The sequence below is a fragment of the Massilia sp. X63 genome, from assembly GCF_041023745.1.
Taxonomy (GTDB): Bacteria; Pseudomonadota; Gammaproteobacteria; order Burkholderiales; family Burkholderiaceae_D; genus Telluria.
On record NZ_JBFTEF010000026.1, the window covers coordinates 1 to 13,768 of the forward strand.

Annotated in this window: 13 protein-coding genes and 1 pseudogene; 3 read left to right on the plus strand and 11 right to left on the minus strand. The window is 62.5% G+C overall.

Annotation, left to right across the window (positions count from 1 at the left end; all coding sequences use genetic code 11):
- Nucleotides 1-61 precede the first annotated feature (61 nt).
- A pseudogene (locus tag AB3347_RS25200) lies at nucleotides 62-567 on the minus strand (transposase); the annotation flags it as partial.
- Nucleotides 568-965: 398 nt separating this feature from the next.
- Between AB3347_RS25200 and AB3347_RS25205 the strand changes: the two are divergent.
- Nucleotides 966-1,340: a hypothetical protein gene (locus tag AB3347_RS25205; protein ID WP_369094404.1), complete on the plus strand. Its 375-nt coding sequence runs from the start codon at nucleotides 966-968 to the stop codon at nucleotides 1,338-1,340.
- 73 nt (nucleotides 1,341-1,413) lie between these two features.
- On the opposite strand, the gene AB3347_RS25210 is transcribed toward AB3347_RS25205, so the two are convergent.
- Nucleotides 1,414-2,328 (minus strand): LysR substrate-binding domain-containing protein, encoded by a 915-nt coding sequence (locus tag AB3347_RS25210; RefSeq protein WP_369094405.1) that lies wholly within the window; start codon nucleotides 2,326-2,328, stop codon nucleotides 1,414-1,416.
- A 124-nt stretch (nucleotides 2,329-2,452) separates the two neighbouring features.
- Here AB3347_RS25210 and AB3347_RS25215 point away from each other — a divergent pair, with 124 nt between their 5' ends.
- Nucleotides 2,453-3,640: an acyl-CoA dehydrogenase gene (locus AB3347_RS25215; protein ID WP_369094406.1), complete on the plus strand. Its 1,188-nt coding sequence runs from the start codon at nucleotides 2,453-2,455 to the stop codon at nucleotides 3,638-3,640.
- A 59-nt stretch (nucleotides 3,641-3,699) separates the two neighbouring features.
- Here the strand turns inward: AB3347_RS25215 and AB3347_RS25220 are convergent, their stop codons facing one another.
- From AB3347_RS25220 to AB3347_RS25260, 9 genes are read right to left on the minus strand one after another with little or no spacing between them, the layout of a single operon-like run.
- On the minus strand, nucleotides 3,700-4,491 hold the full coding sequence (locus AB3347_RS25220) for a fumarylacetoacetate hydrolase family protein (protein WP_369094407.1): 792 nt from the start codon (nucleotides 4,489-4,491) through the stop codon (nucleotides 3,700-3,702).
- Complete coding sequence (gene dmpG / locus AB3347_RS25225) at nucleotides 4,488-5,519, minus strand: 4-hydroxy-2-oxovalerate aldolase (RefSeq protein WP_369094408.1); 1,032 nt, start codon at nucleotides 5,517-5,519, stop codon at nucleotides 4,488-4,490. Before dmpG ends, AB3347_RS25220 begins: the two co-directional genes overlap by 4 nt.
- Entirely contained in the window at nucleotides 5,519-6,436 is a 918-nt protein-coding gene (locus tag AB3347_RS25230) for an acetaldehyde dehydrogenase (acetylating) (RefSeq protein ID WP_369094409.1), read from the minus strand. The genes dmpG and AB3347_RS25230 overlap by 1 nt, the downstream gene beginning before the upstream one ends.
- A gap of 47 nt (nucleotides 6,437-6,483) precedes the next feature.
- Complete coding sequence (dmpE, locus tag AB3347_RS25235) at nucleotides 6,484-7,272, minus strand: 2-oxopent-4-enoate hydratase (RefSeq protein ID WP_369094410.1); 789 nt, start codon at nucleotides 7,270-7,272, stop codon at nucleotides 6,484-6,486.
- A gap of 14 nt (nucleotides 7,273-7,286) precedes the next feature.
- Nucleotides 7,287-9,164, minus strand: a complete 1,878-nt coding sequence (locus AB3347_RS25240; RefSeq protein ID WP_369094411.1) for a long-chain fatty acid--CoA ligase — start codon at nucleotides 9,162-9,164, stop codon at nucleotides 7,287-7,289.
- A gap of 11 nt (nucleotides 9,165-9,175) precedes the next feature.
- Entirely contained in the window at nucleotides 9,176-9,949 is a 774-nt protein-coding gene (locus tag AB3347_RS25245; RefSeq protein WP_369094412.1) for an ABC transporter ATP-binding protein, read from the minus strand.
- Nucleotides 9,946-10,710 carry an ABC transporter ATP-binding protein gene (locus AB3347_RS25250; protein WP_369094413.1) on the minus strand — a complete coding sequence of 255 codons (765 nt, stop codon included), beginning with the start codon at nucleotides 10,708-10,710 and terminating at the stop codon, nucleotides 9,946-9,948. Before AB3347_RS25250 ends, AB3347_RS25245 begins: the two co-directional genes overlap by 4 nt.
- The gene (locus AB3347_RS25255) at nucleotides 10,707-11,783 is read right to left on the minus strand and encodes a branched-chain amino acid ABC transporter permease (RefSeq protein ID WP_369094414.1); all 1,077 of its coding nucleotides are present in this window, start codon (nucleotides 11,781-11,783) and stop codon (nucleotides 10,707-10,709) included. The genes AB3347_RS25250 and AB3347_RS25255 overlap by 4 nt, the downstream gene beginning before the upstream one ends.
- 2 nt (nucleotides 11,784-11,785) lie before the next feature.
- Complete coding sequence (locus AB3347_RS25260; protein ID WP_369094415.1) at nucleotides 11,786-12,655, minus strand: branched-chain amino acid ABC transporter permease; 870 nt, start codon at nucleotides 12,653-12,655, stop codon at nucleotides 11,786-11,788.
- Between the two features lie 413 nt (nucleotides 12,656-13,068).
- Here AB3347_RS25260 and AB3347_RS25265 point away from each other — a divergent pair, with 413 nt between their 5' ends.
- Nucleotides 13,069-13,767: a TetR/AcrR family transcriptional regulator gene (locus AB3347_RS25265; RefSeq protein WP_369094416.1), complete on the plus strand. Its 699-nt coding sequence runs from the start codon at nucleotides 13,069-13,071 to the stop codon at nucleotides 13,765-13,767.
- Nucleotide 13,768: the final 1 nt, after the last annotated feature.

Below are 13,768 nucleotides of genomic sequence, written 5' to 3' on the forward strand. Positions count from 1 at the left end.
TCCAAACCAACGTGCATATCCATGGCTGCCTCCAGAATATAAGCGGGTCAGATCATAGTATGTGGTTCCATTTGAAGCCCTTCACGTTGCGCAGGTACAGGAAGCACAGCCCAAAGCCCCAGTTGCGTTGGTTGTTTGTCAGCCGCACCAGCCAGTCGGCAATGAGGACGTTTTCCGCGTCCAGCTTGGCCTTGTAGCGGTAGCAGGTCTGGCTGATGCCAAACGCTTTGCACGCCAGCTTGACCGTAGTTGCCCGCTCCGTTACCGCCCATTGCGCTATCTCTCGCCGCTGAGATGGCGCTACCATTTTTTTGTGAGCGCCTCCGCCACGATCTCGGCCTTGAGACGCTCCTCGACATACATCTTCTTGAGGCGTCGGTTTTCCTCCTCCAGCTCCTTCATGCGTGCCATCAACGAGGCATCCATGCCGCCGAACTTGGACCGCCACTTGTAGAACGTGGCGTTGCTGATGCCGTGCTCGCGGCACAGCTCCGGTACCGGGCTGCCGGCTTCGGCTTGCTTGAGGATGGCGATGATCTGGCTGTCGGTAAAGCGGGACGTCTTCATGTAGAGCTTTCTGTGTCTTAAGTAGAAAATTCTACTTCTGAACGCGCTCTTTTTGTGGGGGGATTACCGTGCGAGTCCTTCCCACAAGACAAGCGAGCGTTGAAGGCGGTACTACAAATCGACGGCTCCACAACATCTGCAACTACCTATGCTGGTTAACATGCGACATGGTAGAGGGTGCATTGATGGTGGACGATCGCGAAATAGCGAAGAGCTCAAAATTTCAAGCTTCATTGCGACAAGCATTCCAGGGCTGTATCAGCGGGGTTAAGTTGCCCCCGCCAATTTCCGCGCTCAGCCGCCCGGACTCAATCGCTTTCCGCCGCTCTATAACACCCATCAGCGCTCATCCCTCCTCCGGGCACGGTACAAGAGACCGATTAATCGGGGGAATGCTTTTGAATACAGGACTCCGTTCGGAGATCGCGCGCGCCATCGAGGTACTGCTGGAACGCGCGGCCGGTATCGGCCTCGGCGCAATCCCGTTGCGGACCTCGGCTGACGTGGCACAGGCCTACCGCCGCTACTGGCAGGAACCAGCACAATGGTGGCAGGCGCCCTCGCGCTGGTTCGATGCGAAAGCACAATCAACGGAGACAGGTGGAATAATCACGAATGAGGTCAATGCACGGTCCAGTACTTTCCGCGACATCGGCATGGTGGACCGTCTTTCCGCAATGGCCCGTAAGGGAATGAAGGTATTCGCTGTTGTAGGCCGCGACCATGTCGCGCAACAGGCAAATGCACTTCGCTGCACTCTGGCTGACAAATAAGCTTTTGCTATGTACGGAACGGCCGTTTCCGTTTCGGGCAGTCCCTTTCGGGAGTCAGCAAAGAGGCCCGCGGCTAACCCAGTCCCATCGCCTGGCGGTAATCGGAAGCCTCTGCTTCGATCCAGGTACGAAACGTCGTCAAGGCCGTGTTATCGGACTTTCCTTCGGGATAAATCATGTGGTAGGAACGGTCACTCCGGTATTCGTGGCTCGTCACCGGAATCAGCAGGCCGCGTTCCAACTCATTCTCTATCAGCAGGCGAGGGATGAGCGCGATGCCCATACCGTGTACGGCGGCTTCGGCTGCCATCGAGAAGAGCTCGAAACGCGGGCCGGCCAACGCACCTTCGACCGCCATACCACAGGATTGGAACCAGTCGCGCCACGTGTATGGACGCGTGCTGATCTGCAGCAGCCTGAAAGACTGCCAGTCGCTTTCCCGTTCGAGCCTGACAGGTGCTGCAATCAGCCTGGGACTGCACACCGCGATCAGGTTCTCGTGCATCAGGAAGCTGCTTTGCGTCCCCGGCCAGACTGTCTGACCGGCGTGGAGGGCTGCATCCAGCGGGGTTTCGTCGAACAGGAAGGGGCGCGTGCGCACGCTCAGGTTGACGGTGATGTCGGGATGGAGCGCGGCGAACCTCGGCAGGCGCGGCAGCAGCCATTTCGTCGCAAACGTCGGCACCACCCCAAGCTCCAGTGTCCTGCCTTGGCCACCCTTGGCCATCAGTTCCAGCGTATCCCGTTCGACGTCGTCCAGTCGGGCGGTCACTTTTCTGCTGTAGGCAAGTCCAGCTTCGGTCAGGGTCACGCCACGTCGGCCGCGACGGAACAGCTCCACGCCCATGAAGTCCTCGAGTGCACCGATCTGGCGGCAGATGGCGCTCTGGGTCACCGCCAGTTCCTCAGCCGCTTTGGTAAAGCTCTGGTGTCGGGCGGCGGATTCGAAGGCGGACAGGGCGAGCGTGGAAGGAATTTTGCGGCGCATGGCTTGGCAGTGTTCTCGTGGTCTGAAGTGCGCTTCTCGCACAAGTGAGTGCGAATAAAACGTTTGTCGTCCTTGCATCCTGATTGTACAGTGGCCGGACCATCAACTTGCCAACGAGTTCGAAATGAGTTCCAAGAATACGTCCGCCGCTTTTCACTGGGACGACCCACTGCTGCTGAATCAACAGCTGAGCGACGAAGAGCGCATGGTGCGCGAGTCGGCCAACGCCTACTGCCAGGAGCGTCTTGCTCCGCGTGTGCTCGAAGCATTTCGCCGCGAGCAAACCGACATCGCGATCTTCCGCGAAATGGGCGAGCTCGGTTTTCTGGGCGTGACGATTCCCCAGAACTATGGAGGCTCGGGCCTGAACTACGTCAGCTATGGGCTGGTTGCGCGCGAAGTGGAGCGCGTCGACTCCGGCTACCGCTCGATGATGAGTGTGCAGTCATCCCTGGTGATGGTGCCGATCGACGCGTTTGGCAATGAAGCGACGAAGCAGAAATACCTGCCGAAGCTGGCAACTGGCGAGTGGATCGGCTGCTTTGGCCTGACCGAACCGGACCACGGTTCCGACCCCGGCGGCATGGTAACGCGCGCACGGAAGGTCGACGGCGGCTACGTGCTCACAGGCTCGAAGATGTGGATCACGAATAGCCCGATAGCCGATGTCTTCGTGGTCTGGGCAAAGGACGACGAGGGCGCCATCCGTGGCTTCGTGCTGGAGAAGGGCTGGACGGGTTTGTCGGCGCCCGCCATCCATGGCAAGGTCGGGTTGCGTTCCTCCATTACCGGCGAGATCGTCATGGATGGCGTGTTCTGCCCTGAAGAAAATGCCTTCCCGGACGTACGCGGCCTGAAGGGGCCGTTCACCTGCCTGAATTCGGCGCGCTACGGCATCGCATGGGGGGCGCTGGGCGCCGCCGAGGATTGCTGGCACCGGGCACGCCAGTACGTGCTCGACCGGAAGCAGTTCGGCAAGCCTTTGGCCGCAAACCAGCTGATCCAGAAGAAGCTGGCCGACATGCAGACCGAGATCACGCTCGGCCTTCAAGGCGTACTGCGCCTCGGCCGGATGAAGGACGAGGGCACGGCCGCGGTCGAGATCACCTCGATCATGAAACGTAATTCCTGCGGCAAGGCGCTGGACATCGCGCGGCTGGCACGCGACATGATGGGCGGTAATGGCATCAGCGACGAATTCGGTGTCGTGCGCCACCTCGTGAACCTCGAAGTGGTCAACACCTACGAGGGCACGCACGACATCCACGCGCTGATCCTCGGCCGCGCCCAGACTGGCATCGCGGCCTTCTGATCCATGGGCCATCACGGCCCATGCGCCGCCGGGGCGCGCCACATCGGTCCCGGATCGATCTAGGCGACGAACCTGACGCCCGTGCTGCCCATGCCCTGCACGCGCAGGGTCACGCTGTCGCCGGCCTCGACCGGCACGGCGCCGGCGATCGAGCCCGAAAACACCAGCGCGCCCGCGGGAATCTGTTCACCGCGTGCGCCGAGATGGTTGGCCAGCGCCGCCACGGCCGCCGCCGGATGCGACAAGACCGCGGCGCCGGCGCCGAAAGCGACTGCCTTGCCATTCTTCTCCAATACCATGCCGACCGTGCGCAGGTCGACCTCATCGAGCTGCACGGCCCTGCTGCCAAGCACGAAGCGCGCAGCGCATGCATTGCCGGCAATCATGCCCGGCAGGCCGAATTGCCCGTCGCGGTATCGGGAATCGACAATTTCGATGCCCGCCAGAACAAAATCGGTCGCCGCCAATACCGTCCCGATATGGCAACCCGGCCCCTTGAGCGCCGCCCTGGTGATGAAGACGATCTCCGCCTCGACCTGCGGACGGCGCATTTTTCCCAGCACGCAGACGCCGCGGTCCGGCAACGCGAAATCATCGGCAAGGAAACCGAAGCACGGGCCCTGTGCCCCCAGGGCCGCCCGTCCGGCGGCCGAGGTCAGGCCAACCTTGAATCCGACGATACGCCGGCCCTGTGCAAGCTTCCTGCGGCGAATCTCGTCCTGCACCGCGTAGGCATCCTTGATACCGAAAGCGCCGTCTGCCTGCGTGACCTGGGCGGCGTCGCCGCCCTCACGCGCGCATTCATCGAGTTCGGCGGCCAGCCGCGCAATCTCTGCCAGCCCGAGCGTCATGCCCGCAATCCTCGCTGCCTGGCCATGGTCATGGCGGTATCCTCGATCATGTCTTCCTGCCCGCCGATCATTTTGCGCTTGCCCAGCTCGACCAGGATGTCGCGCGCCGGCACTCCGTACTTCTCGGCCGCGCGCCGCGCGAACAGCAGGAAGGTCGAATACACGCCGGCGTAGCCGATGGTGAGCGACTCCCGGTCGACCCGGATCAGCTGGTCCATCAGCGGCAGGATGACGTCCTCGGCCACATCCATCATCTTGAACAGGTCGACCCCGGTTTCGATCCCCATGCGGTCGCAGACTGCCGCGAATACTTCCAGCGGCGTGTTGCCCGCGCCAGCGCCAAGGCCGCCGACCGAGCCGTCGATACGGTTGGCGCCGACCTCGATCGCCGCGATCGAGTTGGCGATGGACATGCCGAGGTTGTGGTGCCCGTGGAAACCCAGCTCGGTCTCGGGTTTCAGTGCGTCGCGCAGCAGGCCGACACGCGCCTTGACGTCCTCGGGCAACATGTAGCCGGCCGAGTCGGTCACATACACGCAGTTGGCGCCATACGACTCCATCAGCAGGCCCTGCCTGAGCACTTCCTCGGGCGGCGCCAGGTGCGCCATCATCAGGAAGCCGGTGGTATCCATCCCCAGCTTGCGCGCAAAACCGACGTGCTGCTCGGCCACATCCGCTTCGGTACAGTGGGTCGCCACGTGCACGCTATGCACACCGCACTCGCGGACCGACTGCAGCTGCTTCATCGTCCCCAGGCCCGGCACCAGCAGCACCGACACTTTCGCCCGCTTAAGCTTGGGAATCACCGCGTTCAGGTACTCCTCGTTGCTGTGGCGCGGACGGCCGTAGATCAGCGAGGCGCCGCCCAGCCCGTCACCATGGGTAATCTGGATCTGCGGCACGCCGGCATCGTCCAGCGCGGTAGCCACGCTAACCATCTGGTCCAGGGTCATCTGGTGGCGCTTGGCATGCATGCCGTCACGCAGACACATATCATGCAGAAATACTTTTCTTCCCTTGAGCGACATTACGCTACCTCCGTGTTGGTGGCCTTGATTGCCTGGTTCGAGAACATCTCTTCCGCAAACATTTCTGCGGTGCGGGCGGCGGCTGCCGTCATGATGTCGAGGTTGCCGGCGTAGGTGGGCAGGTAGTCGCCGAGGCCGGCGACTTCAAGGTAGATCGATACCTTGCGGCCGTCGTACTCGGGGCCGTTGACCAGCCTGTAACCCGGCACGTAGCGCTGCACTTCCCCGATCATCGCCAGCACCGCGGCCGTGATCGCGTCACGGTCGGGTTCACCTTCGGTTTCGCAATACACCGTATTGCGCATGATCATCGGTGGCTCGGCCGGGTTGATGACGGCCATTGCCTTGCCGAGCTTCGCACCGCCCACCTTCTCGATCGCGTTCGAGGTCGTGTAGGTGAACTCGTCCAGGTTCTTGCGGGTGCCGGGGCCGATCGACTTGGACGACAGGCTGGCCATGATCTCGGCGTACTCGACCGGCTGCACCGACGACACCGCGGCTACCATCGGGATGGTGGCCTGGCCGGCACAGGAAATCATGTTGACGTTCTTCTCGCCGCGTCCCGCGAGCTGCTTCAGGTTCACCGTCGGCACGCACAACGGACCGACCGCCGCCGGCGTCAGGTCGATCATCAGCACGCCGAGCTCGGTGAGCTTGCGTGAGTTCTCCGCATGCACGTAGGCCGAGGTGGCGTCGAACGCAATCTGGATTCCGTCGGCGCGCACGTGCGGCAGCAAGCCGTCCACGCCGTCCGCGGTGACCTTCAATCCCATCTCGCGGGCGCGCGCCAGCCCCTCGGATGCCGGATCGATCCCCACCATCCAGACCGGCTCGAGCAGCGCACTGCGGCGGATTTTGTAAATCAGGTCGGTGCCGATATTGCCGGAGCCGATAATCGCACACTTGATCTTGTTCATTGTCGCCCCATCCTTGTCGTTGTTAAGTTGAGCTTCCCACTGCCCGCCTACTGGAACCGAACCGAGCAGCTGCCAAGACCGCCGATCGACACCCTGAAATTGTCCCCGGCTTGCGCGGTAAACACCGCAGCAAGGGATCCGGACAGGATCACTTCACCTGCCTTGAGCGGCACGCCAAGCCTGCCGAGCGTATTGGCCAGCCACGCCACTGCGTTCACCGGCGAGCCGAGGGCGGCGGCGCCGGCGCCGGTGCCCACCACTTCGCCGTTCTTTTCGAGCACCATGCCGCACAGCGACAGGTCGATCTTGCGCGGATCGACCGCGCGGTCACCGAGCACGAACACGCCGCAGGAGGCGTTGTCGGCCACGGTGTCCTGAATCTTGATTTTCCAGTCGCGGATGCGCGAGTCGACGATTTCGAAGCATGGCATCACACATTCGGTGGCGGCCAGCACATCGGCGTTGGACAAGCCTGGCCCCATCAGGTCGCGCTTGAGCACAAACGCAATCTCGCCCTCCGCCTTGGGCTGGATCAGGGTGCTCATCTCGATCGCCTGCCCTTCGTTGTAAATCATGCCGTCCAGCAGATAGCCGAAGTCCGGTTCGTACACGCCCAGCATGTTCATCACGGCGGCCGACGTCACGCCGATCTTCTTGCCGACGATTTTCTCGCCCGCCTGGATGCGCTGCGCAATCATCTGTTCCTGCACCCGGTAGGCCTGTTCGACCGTCATCGACGGATAGCGCGCGGTGAACGGCTCGAGCACTGACCGCGTCTTCCACGCCTCGTACAGTTCGTCGCCAAGGCGCACGGCATCGAAAGTCTGTTCACTCATACACATCCCCTGTCTTATTCCTTGTACATGGCGTCGATCAGCGCCGCGTACTTCTTGTTGACGAACGCGCGCTTCAGTTTCATCGTCGGCGTCAGTTCCTCGTCCTCGGCATCCAGCTGGATGTCGATCAGACGGAACTTCTTGATCTGCTCGACGCGCGCAAACTTGGCGTTGACCTTCTGCACTTCACCTTCGATCAGGGCCGCGATCTCCGGCCGCGCGCACAGCGAGGCATAATCGGTAAACGGGATGTTGTGGTCCTGGGCGAAGCGCGACACATTTTCCTGGTCGATCATGATCAGGCAGGTCAGGTACTTGCGCTTGTCGCCAATGACAACCGCGTCGGTAATGTAGGAACTGAACTTGAGCTCGCTCTCGATCAGGGACGGCGTCACGTTCTTGCCCCCGGACGTGATGATGATGTCCTTCAGGCGGTCGGTAATGCGCAACTGGCCGCCATCGATGTGGCCGACGTCGCCGCTCTTGAACCAGCCGTCGGCGGTGAACGCGTTGGCCGACACCTCGTCCAGGTTGAAGTAACCCTTGAAGATGTTCGGGCCCTTGATCAGGATTTCGCCTTCGTCCGAGATCTTCAGGCTGATGTTGTTGCTGCCGGCGCCGACATAACCGAGCCGGAAGTCACCGGCCGGCGGCATACAGATCAGGCCGGTGGTTTCGGTCATGCCGTAGGCCTCGCGCATCGGCACCCCGATCGCCAGGTACCAGCGGATCAGCGCCGGCGAGATCGGCGCCGCGCCGGTCACCACGAAGTGCGCGCGCTCCAGTCCCAGCAGGGTCCTGACCGGGCGCAGTACCGCAAAGTGAGCCAGCAGGTACTGGGCACGCAGCAGCAGCGGCACCGGCTTGCGGTCAAGGGTCAGGTCCGTGACCCGGTAGCCGACTGCCAGGCCCCACTCGTAGATTTTCTTGGCCGCCCAGGTCGCGTCCTTCATGGCGAGGTCGATCGAGCTGAAGAATTTTTCCCACACGCGCGGCACCGAAAGGAAGGCATGAGGCGACACCTCGCGGATGTTCTCGGACACGGTGTCGGGTCCTTCGGCAAAATTGATCGTGGTTCCCCAGTGCATCGGCATCAGCACGGAAAACAGCTGTTCGGCCACGTGGCACAGCGGCAGAAAGCACAGCTGCTCTTCTCCAGGATTCATCTGCCACAACTTGTCCCAGCCATCGAACTGCGAGACCAGGTTGGCGTGGGTCAGCATCGCGCCCTTCGGCTGGCCGGTGGTGCCCGAGGTATAGATCAGCATCGCCGTGTCGGCTGGCGCGATGCTGCCCAGCAGCGACTCCCATTCGTCCGGGTGCCCGGCCAGATAGGTGCGGCCGAGCTCTTCGAACGCCGCGTAGCTCATGACTTGGGGATCCGCGAAACGGTCGAGTCCCTTGGTGTCGAGCACCACGATCTTGCGCAGGTGAGGCAGCGCCTCGCGCACCGCGAGGATCTTGTCGAGCTGCTCATCGTTCTCGACGACATGGACCACCGCACGGCAGTCGCCCAACAGGAATTGCACCTGCTGCTCCGAATCGGTGGTATAGATCCCGACCGAGATACCGCCGATGCATTGGGCACCGATTTCCGCAAACAGCCACTCGGAACGGCTCTCCGACATGATGCTCACGCATTCGCCGCGTGCCACCCCGAGCGCACGCAGTGCCATGCCGGCCAGCCGGGCGCGCTCGCCGTAGTCGGCCCACGTGTATTCCTGCCACACGCCATAGATTTTCTCGCGCATCGCGATGCGCTCGGCCCATTCATGCGCACGCGACCAGAAGTGCCGCGCCAGGGTCCGCGGTTCGCGCGGAGCAAGCGCGACGCTGCGGGGTGGGGGCGCCTCGTCCGTGGAACGCGCTGTGGCCAGTGTCGAGTTTGTCATCGCAGAACTTGTCATCGCCAGGTTTTCCTTTGCTTCCAGCGGCGTTCGCCGCGTATGCCTTCATCCTGATGACCGAGGTAGGACTGCTTCACGTCGTCCTTCTCCATCAATACGCTGGCCGCGCCGTCGGTCACGATCCGCCCGTTTTCCATGATGTAGCCGTAGTCGGCCACGCTGAGCGCGATCCCCGCGTTCTGCTCGACCACGAGAATGGCGATCCCCTGGTCGGCGCGAATACGCTGGATGATCGAAAAAATTTCCTTCACCAGCGCGGGGGACAGCCCGAGCGAGGGCTCGTCGAGCAGCAGCAGGCGCGGACGCGCCATCAGTGCACGTGCGATCGCCAGCATCTGCTGCTCACCGCCCGACATCAGGCCGGCGGGCGTGCGCTCCTTCTGCTTCAGACGTGGGAAGTATTCGAACTGGCGCTCGATGTCGGCGCGGATCGCCTCGTGGTCGCTGCGGGTCCAGGCGCCGAGCACCAGGTTTTCGCGCACGGTCAGGAAGGGGAACACTTCGCGTCCCTCCGGCACCTGGCTCAGGCCTCCCAGCACGATCGCGCTCGGGTCTTTCTTCTGGATCTGCTTGCCCTCGAAGGTCACGCTGCCCTTGCGCGGGTCGAGAATGCCGGAAATCGTCTTGAGCAAGGTGGTCTTGCCCGCGCCATTCGCGCCCAGCACGGCCACAATCTTGCCTGGATGGACCTGCAGCGACACACCACGGATCGCCATGATCGGCCCGTAGTAGGCTTCCAGGTTGGCCACGCTCAGAATCGGTTCGCTCATGCCTGATCTCCCAGATACGCCTTGATCACCTGCGGATTGCGCTGTACCTCCGCCGGCGTGCCGAGTGCCATGACTTCGCCGTAATTGAGCGCCAGCACACGGTCCGACACCTTGGCCACCACCGACATGTCGTGTTCGATCAGGATCACCGTCATGCCCAGCAGGTTGCGCAAGTCCTGGATCCAGAAGGTCATGTCGCGCCGCTCCTCCGGGTTGAGTCCGGAACACGGCTCGTCGAGGAGCAGCAGTTTCGGCCGCATGCACAGCGCGCGCGCCAGCTCGACCTGCTTGCGCACGCCGTAGGGCAAGCCCGCCACCGTCGAGTTGCGGTAGCGCTCGATTTCGAGGAAATCGATCACCTCCTCCGCCACCCGGCGGTTGTCGCGTTCGCGCCGCCACGCGCCGGGCACGAACAGCATGTCGCCCAGCAGCGAGCCTTTGGTGACCGCATGGCGCCCCATCAGCAGGTTGTCCAGCACGCTGGCATGTTCGAACAGTTCGATATTCTGGAAGGTCCGCGCCATGCCCATGCCGGCCACCTCGTGCGCGCCGCGCCGGGTGATGTCTTCCCCGTCCAGCCGGATGTAGCCGGCGCTCGGGTTGTACAGGCGGCTGATCATGTTCAGCGTCGTGGTCTTGCCGGCGCCGTTCGGGCCGATGATGCTGAAGATCTCCTTCGGCATCACCTCGAAACTCAAATCCTTGACCGCTGTCACGCCGCCCCACGTGATGGTCAGGTCCTGCACACTGAGCATACTCATCGCACGCGCTCCGATTTCATGAAAGTCTTCTGGCGCGAATAGGTCGCCTTGCGGTAGGTCGGAAACACTTCGAAGAAGTACTTGATCTTGAGCCAGCGCCCGTACAGGCCGCGCGGTTCCCACAGGATGATGCCGACCAGGATCACGCCGAACAGAATCGTTTCAAAGCTGGGCAGCTCGGCGATTGAGCCAGGGAAATAATCGCGCGCCACCGCGGTCGCCTGGGGCAGCATGCCGACAAAGATCGCGCCGATCGCCGCGCCATGCAGCGTGCCGACGCCACCCACGACGATCAGGATCAAGAGCTTGATCGACAGGAGGAAGTTGAACGAATCCGGCGAAATATAGCCGCTGTAATGGGCCAACAGCGCACCGGCCAGGCCGCACAGCGCGGCCGACACGGCGAACACCGCCATCTTGTAGTGGGTGGTGTTGATCCCCATGCTCTTGGCCGCAACCTCGGAGTCGCGCAGGGCGATCCACGCACGTCCGGTGCGGCCGCGCAGCAGGTTTTTCACAGCCAGGAAACTGACGATGGCGAGCAGCAGGCACACAAAATAGAACACGACCGGATCGAGCAGCTCGACGCCCGCGAACGCCACCGGCGGTACGGCCATCCCCTGGATGCCGCCGGTGAAAGCGTCCCAGTGCGTGAACAGGATTTCCAGCAGCAACGCGATGGCCAGCGTCGCGATCGCCAGATACATGCCCGCCAGCCGCAGCGCGGGCGCGGCGATCAGGGTGGCCCCGAGCGCCGTGAGCACCACCGTCAGCGGCAGCGAGACAAAGAAGTTCACGCCCTTGTTCAGCAGGAAGGTATGCAGGTAGGCGCCGATGCCGATGATGGCGCCGTGACCGAGCGACACCATGCCCGCATAGCCGGTCAGCAGCATCAGACCGAGGCCCGCGATCGCGAGGATCAGGACGAAGGCAAGCTCTTTCACGTAGAACACGCCGAGCATGAACGGGGCCAGCACGAGCGCCAGCACCAGCACCAGGTAAGGCGCCGCTTCGACCAGGTCCGGGAAGATCCGGATGTCCTGGTCATAGGAAGTCTTCTGAATGATACGCATGATTACACTTTCTTTTGACCGACGCGTCCGAACAGGCCTTCTTTCGAGACCACGAGTACCGCCAGCATCAGCAGGTAGGGCGCGGCCTCGCCCCACCCCTGCGGCAGATAGAAACTGGCCAGTTGCTGCACCAGGCCGATGATGATGCCGCCCGCAACCGCGCCTGGAATCGATCCGAAGCCGCCCAGCACCGCTGCTGCGAACGCGCTCATGCCGACCACGCCCATGTTGGGATCGACCAGCACCACCGGCGCCACGAAAATGCCGGCCAGCCCCGCGACCGCGGCCGAGATGCCCCAGATCAGCGAAAAGATCCGCTTGACCGGTATGCCGACATAGTTGGCCGCCAGCTGGTTCTGGGACGTGCCCTGCATCGCGATGCCGATGCGGGTCTTGGCGAACAGGTAGTAGAGCGCGGTGAACAGGACGATGGCGGCGGCGATGATCAACAGGTGCTTACGCGGGAACATCATGCCGAACCAGGTTTCGGTACCGACGCTGAACGGAATGTTGAAGTTCTGCGCCTCGGCGCCCCATGCGGTGGCGGCAAGGCCACGGAACACCAGCGACAGCCCGATGGTCAGCGTCACCACGACGAACTGTGGCTCGCCCAGCACGCGCCGCAACAGCGCCATGTCGAGCACATAACCGAAGATGAACATGAAGCCGGCCGTACCCAGCAGCGTGGCGGTAAAACCGAAGCCGGCACCGAAAATCATCAGGCCGACGTAGGCGCCGAGCATCATCAGCTCGCCCTGCGCTAAGTTAACCATTTCGGTCGCCTTGTAGATCAGGACGAACCCGAGCGCAATGAGCGCATAGACGCAGCCCAGCGACACACCGCTCACTGCCGTTTGAAGAAACGAGTACACGTATTACCCCTCCGCGCATGAACCATCGTTTGAATACTGGAGACGTGCGTGCGCAGCGGGTCGGACATGAAGCGGCCACCATCAGGCGCGCCCTGCCGTCATGCTTGCGGCGTGATCCGGCATCGAAGGTGTGCCGGTTTGGGCGCGCGACACGCTGCTGTCGCGCCCCCCTGTCTCCCCGTTCTCCGTCGCCGAAGAACCTGTTTTTGTGTATCTAGTAGTGGGATTATTAAAACATACGATGCAGTATGTTTGCAACAGGATTTTTTTTCTGCGAGTCTCAGGAATTGCGCCGGCAAAAAATTTTATGGCCGTTGTGGCAAGACGCTATAGAATTCGTCCTGCCGCGGGGTGCCGGGCAGCGAAGCCCACAACGACTTGTATCTTCCCGCAGGCCTCAAGAGGAAAACCACATGCCCAAAATAAAAGAAGCCGCAGGCGAACCGGCAGCGCAAGAGAAACCCAAAAAGCGCTTGCCCGGCCCCAACACGCGGCTCACCCGCGAGGACTGGATTGCCGCGGCAATGGATGCGCTGATCAAGAAGAGCATCGATGGCGTGCGGGTGGAGGTACTGGCCGAGCAGCTTGGCATCACGAAAGGCAGTTTTTATTCGCATTTTGCGAACCGCCAGGAGCTGCTCGATGCGGTGCTGGAATCGTGGGAAAGTACCGCCACCACCAACGTGATCGCGCGCCTCGACAGTGGCGTGAAAGATGCCGGGTTACGCCTGCGTGCGCTTTACCGCCTGAGCCACCTGAAAACCGCCGATACCCCGGGCGGACCGCTGGAATTGGCAATCCGCGCGTGGGCGCGCCGTGACCAGGCCGTGCGCAAGGTCCTGCAGGGGGTGGACAAGGCGCGCACGCACTACATCGCGCGGCTGTTCGAGCAGATCGGCTATGAATCCTTCGAAGCGCGCGCGCGCGCCGTCCTGTATTACGGCTACGTGGCGGGCCGTAATATCCTGGTCCAGAGCGGCGAACAGGAATCGCCACTGGTCTATACGGCGGTCGAGGAACTCGTGCTGGGAGCGAAGCTGCATGGCGTCGCCGAGGCGGGCGACGAGCGGCCACCGGCGCCGGCGCGCAAGCGGGCGGCCCGGCGCGCCTGAC